Source organism: Alteromonas salexigens (assembly GCF_025628895.1).
Classification (GTDB): domain Bacteria; phylum Pseudomonadota; class Gammaproteobacteria; order Enterobacterales; family Alteromonadaceae; genus Alteromonas; species Alteromonas salexigens.
This window is the reverse complement of record NZ_JAOTJC010000008.1, coordinates 180,227-196,198: the sequence shown is the minus strand read 5'-3', so window position 1 is coordinate 196,198 and position 15,972 is coordinate 180,227. Positions and strand designations below refer to the sequence as shown.

Here is a 15,972-nt window from a genome sequence, read left to right as displayed (position 1 = left end):
GTAAACGGCTGGTGATTAATTCAGCAATGCAAGCACCTGGCCCTGTTGCTGATTCGCCTGAGCCTGGACCGTTAGTGCCGCCTGGCCCTGTACATCATTGGCCACACTCGCAGATACAGTTTGTGCGTAATCGGTATCGGCAATCCGGCTGCGTGCGGCTGACGCATTCACATCACTTTGTGACAGGTTACGGGCGGTACTTTCGAACTGGCTTTGGGTTGCCCCGAGGTCGGCACGGGCGCCGCCTACAGTTTCAATAGCGGCATCAGCGGCACTGAGCGCATCGTTTACGCTGGTACCACCGGTCAGATCGATACTTAGTACACCGGCTAGCTGACTACCAATATCCTGAGTGGCCACATCAATTTGCTGGCCATTGTTCGCCCCCACCTGAAAGCTAAGTGCACCATCTTCCGACAGTAATGGCTTGCCGGCAAAATTAGTTTGCTCAATGGTCTGGGAAATGTTGTCTTGTAACTGGGTGATTTCAGACTGAATGGCCTGCTTATCACTGTCACTGAGAATGCCGTTACCGGCCTGAACAGTTAGTTCGCGGATACGGCTGACATCATTATTGATGCCCTCCAGCCCGCCTTCAGCTACCTGCGCCAGTGAAATTCCATCGTAAGCATTACTGATAGCCTGACGATTACCTTCGACCTGTGAAGTAAGGCGATCGATAATTTGCTGCGCCGCCGCGCCATCAGCCGCACTATTCACCTTCTTGCCGCTGGCAAGTTTTTCTATCAGGTTGTTTTGCTTTTCCTGCACTTGTTGCAAGAGTGATGAGCCTGAGCCCGCATCGAAATTGATCATACGCCCTCCTAATGACTGAACTATAGCAAAACAATGGTGAAAAAGTAAGCTGACGAATCACTGACAAAGACATACAAACATACATAGGTATGAACTTAACCACTTAAAGGCTGATTACTGCTTTTGTATTGAAATGTCAGAGTTTACACTAGCAACGCGACGTTTAATGCTCCTACGGGATAACAGTAGCGCGCGGACATGAACTCTTGGGCTCTCTGCTACCAGTTTGCAATTTTTTAAAGCCGTCGCCAAATGCACCGATAACAAATAACAGTAATAATTCGGGTTTATACCACCAATGAGATTCACTTCAGCCGTACTTACCCAATGTGGTAATCCACTAGAGATTATTGACGACATTCAGGTACCCGCATTGGGCCAGGGGCAAGTTCTGGTTAAAATTCATTATTCCGGTGTATGCCACAGCCAGTTAATGGAAGTAGCAGGGGCTCGCGGTGAAGATAAGTATCTCCCCCATATGCTTGGTCACGAGGCCACCGCAACAGTTATCGATACCGGACCTAGTGTAACTACTGTTGCCCCTGATGATAAGGTTGTGCTGGGCTGGATTAAAGGAACAGGACTCGATGCTGGCAGCACTCAGTACTCATCGCCGATCGGAACTATCAACGCTGGCGCTGTTACCACCTTTAGTGAATACAGCGTGGTATCGGAAAACCGGTGTTACCCGCTTCCCACCGGAATTGGGTTGAAAGAAGGGGTACTGTTTGGTTGCGCCCTGCCCACCGGCATGGGGATGGTCCAACACCAGCTTGCATTAGCAGAAGGTGAATCGATTGGCATCGTGGGGTTGGGAGGCATTGGCCTCTCGGCACTACTGGCAGCAGTAAATTGCAACGCCGGGCTTATAGTAGCCATTGATACCAATGAAAGTAAGTTACAGCTTGCTAAACGCCTTGGTGCCCACGTAGTACTTAACCCCAATACAGCAAGTATAGTGAAGGAAGTCGCTGAGATAACGCAGGGAAGTATGCTGGACCACGCAGTTGAAGCAGCTGGAAGCTGCCGTACTATTGAATTAGCGTTTGCGCTTATCCATCCCAGAAATGGCAAATGCGTTTTTGCCTCACATCCCAAACAAGGTGAAAAGATCCAGTTAGATCCCTTCGAATTGATATGTGGGAAGAAGATTGAAGGATCCTGGGGAGGTGGCGCCAGCCCACAAGCATTGCTGGAAGAAGCAGCAACGTCGCCGGACACGATAAAACCACTCAATAATTTTTTGTCAGAAGAGTATTCATTGCAAAACATCAACCTAGCGTTAACTGATTTAAAAAATCAGAAGGTTGTGAGAGCAATTGTCTCGCTGAATGGTAATTAATATGGAAACAAAGCAGCAAACACTAGCAAGGCTCAATGAACTAAAGCAGCAAGGTAATTCATTGTGCTTCGTTTCCGGGAATTTCAACATTTTACATCCCGGCCATCTTCGCTTTCTGCTATTTGCCGCGGAACAAGCCGATGTGCTGGTAGTCGGCCTTTACGATCAGCACGACTCACTAGGCGCTTATTTTGGAAACGAAGAAAGGCTGCTGGCGCTCAAAGCTCTCAGCTGCGTGGATGAGGTCATCGTTGTGAACGGTGATCGGTTGGATGTTTTGGCTACCATAAAGCCTGACGTTATCGTGAAAGGGAAGGAGTTTTCTAACTCCCATAATCCAGAGCAGGAAATTATTGAGACTTATGGCGGCCGACTGGTGTTCAGCTCCGGTGAGAAGTTATTTTCGAGTCGTGAATTAATTCAGCGGCAATTGCGCGAAAACTCCGAGCTGTCCCAGAAATTGCAGCACTATCATGACCGCTACGATATCAGCCGTGAAAAACTACAACAGTTTCTTCAGCGTTTCAGCCACCTCAAAGTTGCAGTGCTAGGTGATATCATCGTGGACGAATATCAGGAGTGTCTCGCTATTGGCATGTCTCAGGAGGATCCAACGATAGCGGTTAGCCCGTTAGAGTCTTTCTGCTATTTGGGCGGCGCAGGCATTGTCGCTGCACATGGAGCCAGCCTGGGTGCTGACGTTACATTTTTCAGTGTATGTGGAGACGATACACACAGCGACTTTGCCAACCACAAACTTGATGAGTACGGAATCAGGTCGGTAATCAAAACAGATTCTTCACGCCCCACGACCCACAAACTCCGCTACCGTGCAAAAGACAAAACTTTACTGCGGGTAAACCAGTATCGCCGCCACGATATCGATGCCTCTCTGGTAGACGACTTCGCTGAGAGCTTTGCGCAACGCGCTGATGAATTTGATATTGTAATATTCGCTGATTTTAATTTTGGCATGTTATGCCCACCGCTGATTTCAAAAATCAGCCAAATATGCCATGACAAAAACATACCTGTTGTGGCCGATAGTCAAACATCATCACAGGCCGGTGATCTTGGGAAATTCAAAAACCTGCTGTTGACTACGCCCACTGAAATAGAAGCCCGGCAGCTAATGCAGGATGATGGTAGCGGGTTAATTGAAGTCTCTAAAGGTGTAGCGGAAAAGCTTAATGCAAAGAATGTTATGGTGACGCTAGGTGCAGAGGGCGTTTTGATACGTCATCTCAATCCGGTCTCCGGCGTGCTGGACACAGATAATCTTCCTGCATTTTCTGATACTGCCATTGATACAGCTGGCGCCGGTGATGCCATGTACGTGACCACTGCGCTGATGCTCGCCAGTGGTGCGAGCATCTGGCAAGCGGCCTTCATGGGCAGTATCAGCTCTGCAATTCAGGTAGATGTACGCGGGAATATTCCGATTTCAAAACAGGCTGTACATAATCGGCTTGCGGAGATTTTGTAATGAAAGCTGTGTTACTGGCAGCAGGAGAAGGTACCCGGCTACGACCGCTTACTTTACACACCCCAAAGTGTTTGGTGCCGATAAACGGTAAGCCATTGCTCGACTATTGGCTTGAAATGCTGTCTTCCTTTTCTTCAATAACCGAAATTTTTGTCAATACTCACTACCTTCACGAACAAGTCGAAAGCCATTTAGACCGGGTCTGGCGACATCTCGACAATCTGAAATGCTGGTATGAGCCACAACTGCTTGGCACAGCAGGCACACTACTAAATAACATGGATGCATTGTCAGAAGGTGATGTATTAGTTGTACACGCTGATAACTTATCAGTTTTTGACTTAGCCGCCTTCATCGAGGCCCATCAGAACAGACCTGCTCATTGCGTCATGACGATGATGCTGTTTAAGTCTGATACACCAACGTCCTGCGGCATTGTAGAGCTTGATGGAACGACGATTATCGACATGCATGAGAAAGTCGCCAATCCACCGGGTAACCTGGCGAATGGGGCAGTTTATATTCTTTCGCTAGAGGCAATTACGTTACTCAGAAACAGCAACATCAGTGATATAAGTACTCAATTAATACCTATGTTACTAGGAAGAATTAATGGCTGGGTTAATCACCGATATCATAGAGACATTGGCACACCTGCTAGCTATAAGCAGGCACTGAGTGATTTTCAAAACGATAGATGAGCTGTGTGTAAGTTGTTGGGAAAGAGGTAAGCTAAGGCATAGCAAACCGCCCCAGGTGCTATTTTAATTAATCTGTCCGGTAATTATATCGGCTCTGCCAAAAAAGCACCTTTGCAAACCCTAACCACAGAATTAAGCTGAGCCCGGCACTATTGTCAAAAGCCGGGCTTAGTAAACTCAGCCCTGTGGGCGCTTGCCTATTCCTACTGCAAATAAATAATGTGCCATCGGCGTAAATCCGGTATGGACCACTTCATCATTCATAGAAAAGACCAGAACATTACTAAAGTATTGTCCCATTGACTCACGAATGCCTTTCTCGTCCTTTAAATTTATATGGGGGCTGTGGCCCGGCTTACTGGCATAAATGTCTGATGTTATATTGGGCATGCCCACGATGAAAATCGCATTATCATCCAATACGCTGGTTACATTTTCAAAGTAATGACCTTCCAATTCAAATGGGATATGTTCCAGGACATCCAGCGAAATTGCGCCATCGAACATACCGTCCGGCGCCGATTGAGTTATGTCGCAGGTCTGATAACGAAGCTTGTCGATATCTTTTAGTCGAACCTTATTTTCTTCAATAAGTCTCTCTTCAATATCAATACCGGTCATCGTTTCGCACTCTTGTGCTACGACTGGCGAACCAAAACTATCACCACAACCGACTTCCAGAATATGTTTTTTCCCAATTAGCATTTTTGCGCAAAACTTATATCGTGCGAGCATGAAGGCTAAGCGGCGAGGGTCATTTAAATAGGCATATGAAGCTCTGGGTCCCAAAGTAAATCCTGGGGTATCGATAATGTGATCAACCCACTCTTCTTTCTCTGCAGTGTTAGTCGCGTCTTTCAAAATAAATCCTCACTTAATCCAGTAGTTACGTCACACAATTGTCAAAATGCTAGTTGTGTAATGCGTAATGCTCGGCTCTGACGAGCGCCCACACAATATCTTCCATATCGGCAGTGCTGTATTTTTCATGAAATAAAATGTTTATGCTTCTTTGACGGTGGCGAGTCGCGTTTGGTGTTTGCACGCCATTCAAATACTTTTCTTTACACCAGTCCCACTCACACACTACGTAGCGATAATCTGCATTAACAGAGGTCCCCTCTGCAGCCAGAGCTTGCTTTAATCGCATAACTTGCTGGTCAGTTAGCTGCTCACTTATGGCCACATTATAGAAAAAGTAGGAGGCCTGTGCGCTGGGAGAAAGTCGCAGAGGGCAGTAGGCGGTGGTCTGCTCCAACAAGCTGTCCAGAGTGTTTACCAGTTGTTGTCGCTTGGTTATAACCTCAGGTAAACAATGCAGCGACTGGGACCCTAGTGCGCACCCTATCTCGTTCGCATTATAATTTAGTCCCGGCCCGAGAAACGTACCTGGATCTTTAGGGTTAAAGGCTGAAGAGGCAAAGGGCTTTTGTCTATCTGCTAACCCGCGAATCATCCAGTAGTCTTTCTCATCAGCACACAGCACCACGCCCCCGGTACTCCCGGTAGTATGGTTTTTTGTAAACATAGTGGAGAATGCGGCAAACCTGCCGAAGGTACCTAGCCTCTTCCCACCCAGCGCTCCACCATGAATCTGCGAGCAGTCTTCTATCAGCTCCACTGCGTGTTCTTCCAGAACCTGTGAAACAGCTACCATATCTACAGGGACTCCTCCCACATGGGTAATTAACGCAGCTTTTATTGAAGGGTGAGCCTGCAATGCAGCACGAACCGCCGCCTCATTAACGTTAAACGACCCTGGCGCTGCGTCTGCAACGACAATTTTATGCCCGGCCAGTAGTACTGCTGACACAGATCCGGGATCGGTGACGGGGGAAATCAGGATCTCCGAGGCGGGAGGCAGTTCAAGTGCCAGAACTGCGAGATGAACCGCTACCGACCCCGAATTCACCGCGTCCGCAAACCCGCCGCCGTAATAGTCAGCAAACTCTTTACAGTACTTTTCTTCAAAGTGCGCCTGATATGGCACATCTTGTTGCTTCTCCCAGTAATACTCAAAGACCTGCTGTACACATTCTAACGCCTGTTTTCCCATCACCTCCCGACAAGGAAATGGCGTCGTCCGGATGGGATCTGCACCTTCAAGGACTGTTTGCAGGCCGTGCTCCTTTTCTTTAGTTTGCCAGAAGCGATTGCTGGTGAATGGATTCATAATTTGAAAATACCTCTAAAACTTCTGGTTGTTCACTGAAAAACTGCGTGTGATCCGTGGTGGTGCGCAACAAAGCATGGTTAGGTTTAATAGTGTCTTTTATCCCTAAAAAATTTCCGAGCTTTAAAAGCGCATCCCTGTCGTTGATTTTGGCATGAGCAACATGGAAATAAGGTAACGAGTGAGCAAGTCTGGCAATCGCTGTGTCGACACTCATCACCTCCCGGCAAAATTTTTCAACCTCTTCGCCGACTTCTTTCGCGTTGTTTGCTGCTTTGGTAGGGACAGGATGGTCAGGCTGAACCCAGTCCGGCACGCTTCTTTTAGCAGAGTGCCACACCTTATTTTTCTGGGCATGACGTAGAGATACATATTGCAACAGTAATGGCCGAGTTAAATGTACAACTGAGACCTCAGAAGCTATAAGCAGGCGACAAATCTCATCAATCATCGGCGCCTGATACTCAGGTATAGTCAATTTACTGCCGGATGTTGCTTCGCTGCTCGTTTCTAAAAACTGATGAATATCGTTTACTTTAGTGATACCTACATGCTTGTCCTGCAATGACGGATGTGGTTTTCGAGCAAAAAGCATCTCCTTATCACATCGAACACCGGGCGTATCACTCAAGGTAAGGGCTAATGCTGTAGAACCCACGCGACGCGTGGAAACAATCAGAAACTTTTTCTTATGCGTGTGAGCCAGCCTATTTTTGGCATGGACAGGAATGGGCATATTTAAAAAGGTCCCTTGAACCAGTTACCCGGTACGTCATGAGGCGTGCTGACATCTAGCTCTATTCCGCCTGCAACCTTCACTCCCATCATCTCAGCCACCGCCGCAACGATGTCGTTTGCGTTTCTGTAGAACGGTTTAGTCAAATAATAACTGGTCGGCTCCGGATACGGGGGGAGGCAGAGACGCCTTGGTGCCTCGGTAAGTGCCTTGAAACATTGCTCGGTCACACTGCTGACTACTTCCGACGCTACTGAAAAATGCCCGTGGGCACTGTCACACACCAGCAAACGACCCGTTTTCTCTACGGAGTCATAAATCTTCTGCCACTCAGACTGTTCCAGACTTACGGTTTCTACTACTTCCACGTTGATGCCGCGATGCTGCAGAAAATCCGCAGCTATCAGCGCTTCCAACACCATAAAACTGTTAGCGACTATAGTGCAGTCTGCGCCTTGTCTGTGTACGCGCACAGATTCGTGCGGTGACTGAAGAGGTAAGACGGAAGTACTTCCACACTGCTGTTCATGCAGCCAACGATGCTCAATGAAGATAACCGGGTTATCGTCCATAATGGCGCTGTAAAGTTGGCTGGCAACTGCGTCAGTTTTGCTAGGTACTACGACCTTTAACCCGGGAACATGCGCAAACCACGACTGAAGATTTTGTGCATGAGTAGGCCCCTGCCCCCATCCCCGGCCGACAATTAACCTGATTGTAAGAGGCACTTTCATCTGACCATTGAACATGTAATGCCATTTAGCTGCATTATTAACTAACTGATCCATTGCCAAGAGGAAAAAATCCATCCGCTGATGGGTCATCAGTACTCTGCTGCCCGCTATTGCAGCCCCGATACCAATGCCGGTCATCGCATTTTCGGAAGTCGGCATATCAAATACACGGTGTGAGCCGAAGGACTCTGCAAGATTGGCAGTAGTGCCGAAAATTGCTTTAGGATCTGAAATTCCCAAACCAAAACTCAGCATGCTTTTATCTGCTTCCATAGCCGCATGTTGAGCCAGATTTAGCTGCTCGCGAAACGTAGTATTATTGGGCGATTCAGGCATATAGGTACCGGTCATTATAGTCAGGGTTTGGTGTTGAACTCGCCTTAGCGAACGCAAATGCTTCGTAGATTTCGTCTTCAATTTGTTGCTTCAGCAACACCAAGCGGGATTCGTCGACCCCAGCAGACACCAGCTTGTTATGAAGTTGAGTAACGGGATCCCGTTGCATCCACTGCTCCACTTCTTCGGGAGCTCGGTAACCCAACTGGTCATCAAAGTTGGGACCACAATGTTCACGGTGGCGGTAGGTATGGCACTCCAGTAGGGCTGGCCCCTCCCCCTTCCGCACTTTGTCTACCAACGTTTCGCTGGCTTTGTGTACGGCTTCCACGTCGTTGCCATCTACTTCTTCTGCGCGAAGGCCAATTGCACGAGAAAGCTCGACAATGGACCGCCCGCTTGGCTGTCTCACTGTCATCGGACTATAAACTGAAAACCGGTTGTTTTCGCAAACGAATAATACGGGTAGCTGTTTAAGTGCGGCAAAATTTGCAGCTTCATAGAAGCTCCCTTCTTCTGTAGCGCCATCCCCAAAATAAGTGACCGTTATATGGTCCAGCCTCTGAACTTGCTGATGTAAGGCGTTTCCCACGGCCAGAGGTATGCTATTTCCCACAATGGCGGTGCTGGCAATAAAGCCGGCATCGAGATCAGTCAGGTGCATGGAACCACCTCGTCCTCCGGTACAGCCATCTTGCTTACCGTACAACTCTGCAATTAGCGCCTTTAATGATCCGCCCTTAGCCAGGTAATGTGCATGTGCACGGTGGGAACTATAGACATTATCAGTCACCCGCAAACTTCTGGACACTCCCACAGCTGCAGCTTCCTGTCCGATAGATAAGTGAGTTGGACACCGCATTTGTTGATCTGAATATCGAGTGGCGATGGCTTCTTCAATCAAACGGATCCGCAAAACATCGTGATAATAAGCTAACAATTTATTCATGGAATGAACCAGTAATAGTCGCCGGTGTACCCTACCTGTTTAAAAAACGCTTTCCATTCGTCCACGTGCATAATAGTTTTGGCAGTGAGATTCCATTCGTACATGCGCGCTTTTTCCTCGTCATCCCGATACGCATCGACAGTGATAAATGCGTTACCGCGAGATACGCGCATAATTTCCTGCAACGCTTTCCCGCAGGCCTCTTTCTCAAGGTTATGCACTGTATTTACGCTCATCACCAAATCGAAACTATCGTCAGCAAATGGCAAGTCGCTGGCACAAGCCACGGCCATGTGTTCTGCGACTTCGGGCTTAGCGTTTTCAATCGCATACTCTGAAACATCAACACCTTTGGCGGTAATCCCAGGAATAAGTTGCTGCAAGTCGTACAAAAAGAATCCCTTTGCACATCCCACATCTAATACGCGACTTTCACTGTTCAATTTATAGTGATCTTGCAGATCAGGGATAACCGGTTGCCAGAATCTCGGCTGGTAACTGAAGCCGCCGTAGCCATACTGGCGGTCACCATCGAAAAATTCCTCACCAAACTGGCGGGCGACCGCTCTTACTTCCGGCGTTTTTTCTTCACTACGGGCTTGAGTATTTCGTTTGGTTTTGGGGTAGTTTCGTAACAGATCGATTTCCATAAGTTACTCTACTCCTTATTCTTTGTGCTGATAATCTAAAGACTCGTTCTTGAGCGTGGAATAATAATCCTTCGCCCAGGCAAGTGTTTGCGCAATACCGTCTTCCAATGAAATTTTGTCCTGCCAACCTAATGTATTGCGCAGTAACGAAGCATCTAACAAATAAGCAGAATCTTTCCCGGGACGATCGTCGGTGACCTCGCATACCTCATTGAAGTCTACTTGCATCTCCTGACAGATCAGCTCTACAAGATTCCTGATTGTGACAGTACGCTCAGTAGAAATGTGATAGCACTTTCCCAGTTCTCCCTTTTCACTGATTTTTTGCGTGGCAGAAGAAACATCGTCTATATGAATAAATGAGCGCTCAGAGTGCCCGCCTCCGTGTAGCGGCAGTTTACGTCCCAGCAGTATACTCATGATAGTTTTGGGTATGATGCGGTAAAGCTGTTGGCCGGGGCCATACACGTTGGCAGCCCGCGTAGATACTACCGGGAATTTGTGCACGTCGAAGAATGTTTGCAAACTCATATCCGCTGCCGCGCGAGAAACAGCATAGGGGGTACTTGGTTTATAATGATCGTGTTCAGCCACAAACCCACTGCAAGAGCCGTACACTTCAGGGGTGGAGATGTGTACGTACTTATCCAGGTAATCTTTGTGACGTAGCCTGTTATGTAACTTTATGGTCGACACCGCGTTAGTCATAAACCAGTGTTCCGGCCACTCCCAAGACTGTCCTACCATGCTTTGCGCAGCAAAATTAACTACCGTAGGTACCTGGTATTTATCTAACAGGTTGTCTATAGCATCAAGGTCATTGTTGAGGTCCAATTGATGGAAACGTAAGTTACTGGCGTCATCCCATGCATATGGCAGCAGTGCTGTGACCGGCTCCGGCGAGCGACTAATAGCGATTACTTGCTTACCCTGAGCGAGCAAGTGCCGGGCGTAGCTTGCGCCAGAAAAAGAGTTACTTCCCAATATGGCTACATACTCACTCATAAGGATAACTCCCGATGGAGATACTGCATTAGCATATGTCCTACGATTAACTGCAGGTCTTCAGCAATTTGCATATCGTTAATATCATTGTGAATTGCAACGTCGGCTAACTCGCGCGCCTTGCCGCCTGTAAAACCAAGGATCGCAAAAGTCTGCATCTCGAGCTTGCGTGCCGTTGTCAGCGCATTCACGATATTATTCGAATTACCACTCCCTGAAAGCACTATCAGTACGTCCCGCTCTCTGGCCTTAACCTGAAGCTGATGAGCAAATATATTTGCATAGCCTATATCATTTCCAAGACAGGTCAGAACACTGGTATTCGCCGGCAGTGCTTCAACACGCATGGCTCTCTTACCTTCCGGGTCGATACCATACAAAAAGTCGTTTGCAATATGAATGGCATTGCCAGCACTGCCGCCGTTCCCACATATGAATACCTGCCGACGCTCGTGACAACATTCAAGTAAGGACAAAGCCAGTTGCTCTATCGCCTTCTCATCCAGGTTCTCAATTTCACGACAAAGGCGCTGCTGGTACTGTTGAATTAACGATTTCACCCTAACACTTCCCGCTGCATCCATTTAAGATTATGCCAGCGATCTTCATTCACTAACTGGCCTTCACGGTATGCCTGTGATATTTCATTGATGGCATGCTGCACAGATTTTTTAGGTCGGAAGCCACACTTCAGCAACTTATCTGAATTGATGCGGTAAGACCGCGGATCGTTGGAAGGCGTTACCGTAATTTTCGCGTCAATGCTGTTACACACCTGCTCCGCGATATCTAAAATTGAAATATTCTCGAAACCTGCGTTATAAACGCCGGTTACTTCCGGGTGTTCGAGTAAAAACAAATAGAGATCGGTAATATCATCGATATGAATATTGGGCCGGGTCTGTTGCCCGCCGAAAACTGTGATTTCCTTGTTTATCAGGGCCTGCATGGTCAACATGTTAACCGATACATCCAGACGCATTCTGGGAGAAAGACCACACACGGTGGCAGGGCGCACAATCTGGACTACCATTTGATCAGAATAACTTAACAGGACGCGCTCTGAGACCATTTTAGTTTTATTATATTCAGACAATGGTTCGAGGGTCAGATCTTCGGTTACCTGTTCTTCTCCCTTCACGCCATACACGCTTCCCGATGACGCGTAAATAAAGTGCTTTACGCCTTCTCGTGCGGCGCGATCTGCAAGCTGCATTGTTGCCAATGCACTTATTTCCCAAGTCAGTTTCGGGTCTAAGTCACCGCAGGGATCATTGGCGACTGATGCCAGATGAATTATCGACTCAACTGCACTAAGATCAATATCGTTAAGCATTCTCACGTCTAACTTGGTCACCGTCAGGTTGGGGTGCGGCGCTAAAAAATTTCCAAACCATTGGGTATCAATAGCATGGACGTGGTATCCCTGCGTTAACAGTTTTGGTACCAAAACGGACCCTTTATAGCCGCAGGCGCCGGTTACTAAAATAGTCATAATTTCTTCTCTGTCATAAGTCTTGTGATGGCATTCCATACATTGACTTCAGTTACTTCATCCCAACAAAGATACTGTCCGTCAACTGCACCGAGACGTTGGCTGTTACCGTAGATCATACCAATCTTTTTAAGATGTTCAGCAGTGTTTGATGTACAGGTAGTGTTGTGCATCCCGAACAGCAGATATTTGCATGATTTAGACAATGACATTAACGCTTGTGAACCGTTACTTACCGCCACGTTAAAACGCACCTGTTCATACAATGCCAATCGCATATGCACGTTCAATGCTGCTTCAGGGAATTCATAAATCCCCTCCCAGCTCAAAGGTAATAAAGCAGTTTCTGTGTCCCGAACAATTACCACATCCAATCCACTGGTAAGTAATCTATCGGCAATATTTCGCCAAAGCTTTAAATCGCTGTTCCTCGCGTTGTGGGCGCTACTTTCCCGTAACGTAATCACCACCGTCTGCGTAAAATTCAGACCACGGGAACTGCTCCACTGATTAACCTTTTCTCTGTAAAATGCTGAAGCATTGAGGATCATGTGTGATTGCTTATCACCCATAAACTCAAACAGCTCATAGAAAAAGTGTCTCGGCTGAGGTCGTAAAAAATCATGTTTTGAAGGAAAGCGCTTGGGCGCTGATTCAAAACGTTCGCGTGCCTCTCGTCTTGAATGAGCCAGGAAAATCGAGGCGTTTGGATCAACTAACTTAACCAGAGGAAGCAGTAAATTCACTATTCGAAAATTCATTTCTTCCACGGAAAAGAAGTCTATATCTTTGCGAAATCCTTGTTTGTCCCCTGGGCAAAAAATGACCTCGAGCGATTGAGCGTTTTGTTGGTTAGCTTCCAGCTTGCAACGAACCAAGAAATTTAATAAGTCATAGGTGGGAGGGGCTACCCTAAAGTCGTAGACCACCGTTAACACATCAGCCTTGGCGATAAAATGATCATTATTGTCACCATATAGATCCGACAGCTGGGTGAGTTCATGGCTCACAGCATTAAACCAGTACAGCGGCGCATCGGTAAGCTTGTCTAGTTGTTCAGTCAGCTCGGCATAATCGTAAACTGCAACGACTACGATGTCGTAGTGATCTTTCTGCAAGGTGGCCAAATGACGCACTTGTTGTCCGATGAATTCCCCCTCACCCTGAGAATTATAAAAGCACAGTTTCTTATTGGCGCCGAAAGATTCAACAAAGCTCTTTGCACTGCTGCCAGTACCGATGACGGCGATGTTTTTTGCAGATAACATTTTCGCTTTTCGTCCGCTCAGGCCAAATATACCAGGTGAGCCTTGATGTCGCTCAAGGACTCTGCCATCGCCGCTGATGAGCCGACAGAAGTTAGTACTATTGTGTCAGGGTCTAATCCAGGAACTTTATCTGGCGTCATGACCGGTAAGGAGCACAGCATCTGCTTATCACGGGCTGATGAGTCTAAAAACCCCATAACCTCAATATTTTTCTTCTGTAGCGCCGTGCAAACTTCCGTCGCTACTACCCCTGTGCCCCAAATCAGAATTCGTTGGTAATGCGGCAAATTCACTAATTTATCTACCAGCTTATTGATATAAGACCTGGCGATTAACTGCATATCCGCCTGATAAGCCCGCTCGGGTGTGTGTCGGTACTTTTCAATCAGATTGAAAAGTCCGAACCGTTTATTTTCTTCCCAGGTATGTGCTTGCCTTAGAATGCCCTGCCGGGGGACGCAATTCTTGATAGCAATTAACATCTTGTTAAGTAACGCCCCGGCATCATATAGCTCGGCCATCTCACTCCATAAAAAGTCGGCCTGCCGGTCTTCACCTGTCGCCACACATTTTTCAAACGTTTCCGTCGACTTAAATATCAGGGATTTACCGGATTCAAGGTGCTGTATCGCATGAGATTGCTTATTCTGCAAAAGATAAACTTTCGCCAGGGCATAGTGCGCTTCAATGGCTTTGATATTCAGGACAGGGCAGAAATCATTACAATCTAATGCAGTGATTCGCGTAAACAGCTCTGCAGCCTCTGAATGCTGCCCTAACGATTGGTGCCGCGAGGCACACAGAGAGGCCAGTGACACAAACCATCTCAGTGTAAAGGGATTCTCAACAATCTCGCCGTTATATGCGTTAAGCGCTCCCTCAGCTTCAGACAGCCATGCGGGTTGCTCCGGGTCATTTCTGCTTATGGTATAACCCAGAAGGGTAAGCAACATCAGTTTATCGTCGTCAGTGTGCCGTAAGAGCTTTCTTAGGTAACCCTGACGCACTGCGGAGTCTTCAATCCGCTGTCCAACCTGGACAAGCTGACGATGTAACCAGGGGTTGTCATAACCATTTTCAAAATCGAGGTATTTTACTTTGCCAGCATCGGGGTATTGAAGGTTCTGGTAAGGCAGCGTTTGTTGCGGCTGCCATAATGAATGGGTCAGATCAGGTGTTGCAATGACAATAAGCCACTCGGTTTCAACTTCGCCAGCTTCAATTGCAACCTGTTCAAAACGCCGGGGAGCATTGGGCAGTTTAAACCCGCCCGGAGCGGCTTGCTGATAGCGAGCCTCAATGATAAGCCCATACTCGGCAAACAATGCGGCAAACTTATCCCAGTCAAACTCATGAAAGTGGTATGGATTTGGATCTTTCCCCGTTTCATCTACCCACATGTAGGGTACGCTTGCAATGATCCTTCCGTCAGGTTTTAAACTCCGTAGACACAACTTGAAGAACGAGTGGTAATCCCGGACATGCTCAATTGTCTCAAACGAAGTGATAAGGTCAAATGGTTCAAATTGGGTATCAGCATAGCAATCAATATCGAGACTTTGATATCTCAGGCCTGCATGCCCATACACTTGATTGGCGTAAGCGACGCTGTCTTTACAAATGTCCACTGCTGTTACGTTGCTTGCATTTTCATTTAGTGACAATAAATAGCTGCCATAACCAAGTCCGCATGCACAATCAAGGACCCTGTCGCCGGGCCGAATCAACTCCTGAGCAAATGCATATCGGTAAACATGTGCATCAGATCGAGAGGAAAACTCCCTGAGCATGTCCATATGGAGGTCCCGCTCTTCAAGCAGGTTTGGCAGGGTACACAGCGGGTGTCCCGTTTGCTTTATAAGTCTGAAAGTCGTGCTGATGAAGCCACGGCTATCATGCAACGCGGCATAATCTCGCTGCTGCCACTCTCGCGGATCAAGGTGAAAGCCCAAATCGTATAAATACTTTTCAGTTTCCGCTTGGCCTAATTCGTCGTTGTCAGTGCGCACGACTGTCGCATAGAGTTCAATTGAGCCGAGAGCATCAGAAGGGTACGAGTCCAGCCACTTCGAAAGTGCGTTAAGTTCACGCTGGGTACATAAGAAATGTCCGTTTGCGGGTATAGTTTCTGCCGCAACAGGGGTTAAGACGGACTCTGGATAATGACGACTCATTTGATCCAGTGAAGTGTCACTAAGTACCCAAAATGTCATGCTGGCTGTATAGGGGACGGCGGGTAAACCTTGATCATGGGATAACTTCATGCTGACTTTTCTCCGGT

At 47.4% G+C, this 15,972-nt stretch carries 15 protein-coding genes; 3 read left to right on the top strand and 12 right to left on the bottom strand.

The genetic code is table 11. The features are described 5' to 3' along the window. Nucleotides 1-15: 15 nt before the first annotated feature. Nucleotides 16-816, bottom strand: coding sequence for a flagellin N-terminal helical domain-containing protein (locus tag OCL06_RS10415; RefSeq protein ID WP_262994254.1), 801 nt, complete (start codon nucleotides 814-816; stop codon nucleotides 16-18). 298 nt (nucleotides 817-1,114) lie between these two features. Between OCL06_RS10415 and OCL06_RS10410 the strand changes: the two genes are divergently transcribed. Genes OCL06_RS10410 through OCL06_RS10400 form a run of 3 tightly spaced genes read left to right on the top strand, consistent with a single transcriptional unit; the run spans nucleotide 1,115 to nucleotide 4,345 of the window. Then, the gene (locus OCL06_RS10410) at nucleotides 1,115-2,158 is read left to right on the top strand and encodes a zinc-binding dehydrogenase (RefSeq protein ID WP_262994252.1); all 1,044 of its coding nucleotides are present in this window, start codon (nucleotides 1,115-1,117) and stop codon (nucleotides 2,156-2,158) included. Between the two features lies 1 nt (nucleotide 2,159). Continuing rightward, nucleotides 2,160-3,644, top strand: coding sequence for a PfkB family carbohydrate kinase (locus OCL06_RS10405; protein ID WP_262994250.1), 1,485 nt, complete (start codon nucleotides 2,160-2,162; stop codon nucleotides 3,642-3,644). Beyond that, nucleotides 3,644-4,345 carry a nucleotidyltransferase family protein gene (locus tag OCL06_RS10400; protein WP_262994248.1) on the top strand — a complete coding sequence of 234 codons (702 nt, stop codon included), beginning with the start codon at nucleotides 3,644-3,646 and terminating at the stop codon, nucleotides 4,343-4,345. The genes OCL06_RS10405 and OCL06_RS10400 overlap by 1 nt, the downstream gene beginning before the upstream one ends. A gap of 177 nt (nucleotides 4,346-4,522) precedes the next feature. Here OCL06_RS10400 and OCL06_RS10395 read toward each other — a convergent pair whose 3' ends face one another. The 11 genes from OCL06_RS10395 to OCL06_RS10345 are packed head-to-tail and all read right to left on the bottom strand — an operon-like array spanning nucleotide 4,523 to nucleotide 15,955. After that, complete coding sequence (locus tag OCL06_RS10395; protein WP_262994245.1) at nucleotides 4,523-5,206, bottom strand: class I SAM-dependent methyltransferase; 684 nt, start codon at nucleotides 5,204-5,206, stop codon at nucleotides 4,523-4,525. Nucleotides 5,207-5,255: 49 nt separating this feature from the next. After that, the gene (locus OCL06_RS10390) at nucleotides 5,256-6,518 is read right to left on the bottom strand and encodes a DegT/DnrJ/EryC1/StrS family aminotransferase (RefSeq protein WP_262994243.1); all 1,263 of its coding nucleotides are present in this window, start codon (nucleotides 6,516-6,518) and stop codon (nucleotides 5,256-5,258) included. Beyond that, nucleotides 6,481-7,254, bottom strand: a complete 774-nt coding sequence (locus tag OCL06_RS10385; RefSeq protein WP_262994242.1) for a hypothetical protein — start codon at nucleotides 7,252-7,254, stop codon at nucleotides 6,481-6,483. The genes OCL06_RS10390 and OCL06_RS10385 overlap by 38 nt, the downstream gene beginning before the upstream one ends. A gap of 2 nt (nucleotides 7,255-7,256) precedes the next feature. Then, a complete protein-coding gene (locus tag OCL06_RS10380) occupies nucleotides 7,257-8,339 on the bottom strand; it encodes an alpha-ketoacid dehydrogenase subunit beta (RefSeq protein ID WP_262994240.1) in 1,083 nt (360 codons plus the stop codon). Further along, nucleotides 8,317-9,273 (bottom strand): thiamine pyrophosphate-dependent dehydrogenase E1 component subunit alpha, encoded by a 957-nt coding sequence (locus tag OCL06_RS10375; protein WP_262994238.1) that lies wholly within the window; start codon nucleotides 9,271-9,273, stop codon nucleotides 8,317-8,319. Before OCL06_RS10375 ends, OCL06_RS10380 begins: the two co-directional genes overlap by 23 nt. Next, nucleotides 9,270-9,923: a class I SAM-dependent methyltransferase gene (locus OCL06_RS10370; protein WP_262994236.1), complete on the bottom strand. Its 654-nt coding sequence runs from the start codon at nucleotides 9,921-9,923 to the stop codon at nucleotides 9,270-9,272. Before OCL06_RS10370 ends, OCL06_RS10375 begins: the two co-directional genes overlap by 4 nt. A gap of 15 nt (nucleotides 9,924-9,938) precedes the next feature. After that, nucleotides 9,939-10,928: a GDP-mannose 4,6-dehydratase gene (locus OCL06_RS10365; RefSeq protein WP_262994234.1), complete on the bottom strand. Its 990-nt coding sequence runs from the start codon at nucleotides 10,926-10,928 to the stop codon at nucleotides 9,939-9,941. Then, a complete protein-coding gene (locus OCL06_RS10360; protein ID WP_262994232.1) occupies nucleotides 10,925-11,488 on the bottom strand; it encodes an SIS domain-containing protein in 564 nt (187 codons plus the stop codon). Before OCL06_RS10360 ends, OCL06_RS10365 begins: the two co-directional genes overlap by 4 nt. After that, the gene (locus OCL06_RS10355; RefSeq protein WP_262994230.1) at nucleotides 11,485-12,423 is read right to left on the bottom strand and encodes an NAD-dependent epimerase/dehydratase family protein; all 939 of its coding nucleotides are present in this window, start codon (nucleotides 12,421-12,423) and stop codon (nucleotides 11,485-11,487) included. Before OCL06_RS10355 ends, OCL06_RS10360 begins: the two co-directional genes overlap by 4 nt. Continuing rightward, on the bottom strand, nucleotides 12,420-13,691 hold the full coding sequence (locus OCL06_RS10350) for a hypothetical protein (protein ID WP_262994228.1): 1,272 nt from the start codon (nucleotides 13,689-13,691) through the stop codon (nucleotides 12,420-12,422). Before OCL06_RS10350 ends, OCL06_RS10355 begins: the two co-directional genes overlap by 4 nt. A gap of 17 nt (nucleotides 13,692-13,708) precedes the next feature. Next, nucleotides 13,709-15,955, bottom strand: coding sequence for a class I SAM-dependent methyltransferase (locus OCL06_RS10345; protein ID WP_262994226.1), 2,247 nt, complete (start codon nucleotides 15,953-15,955; stop codon nucleotides 13,709-13,711). Nucleotides 15,956-15,972: the final 17 nt, after the last annotated feature.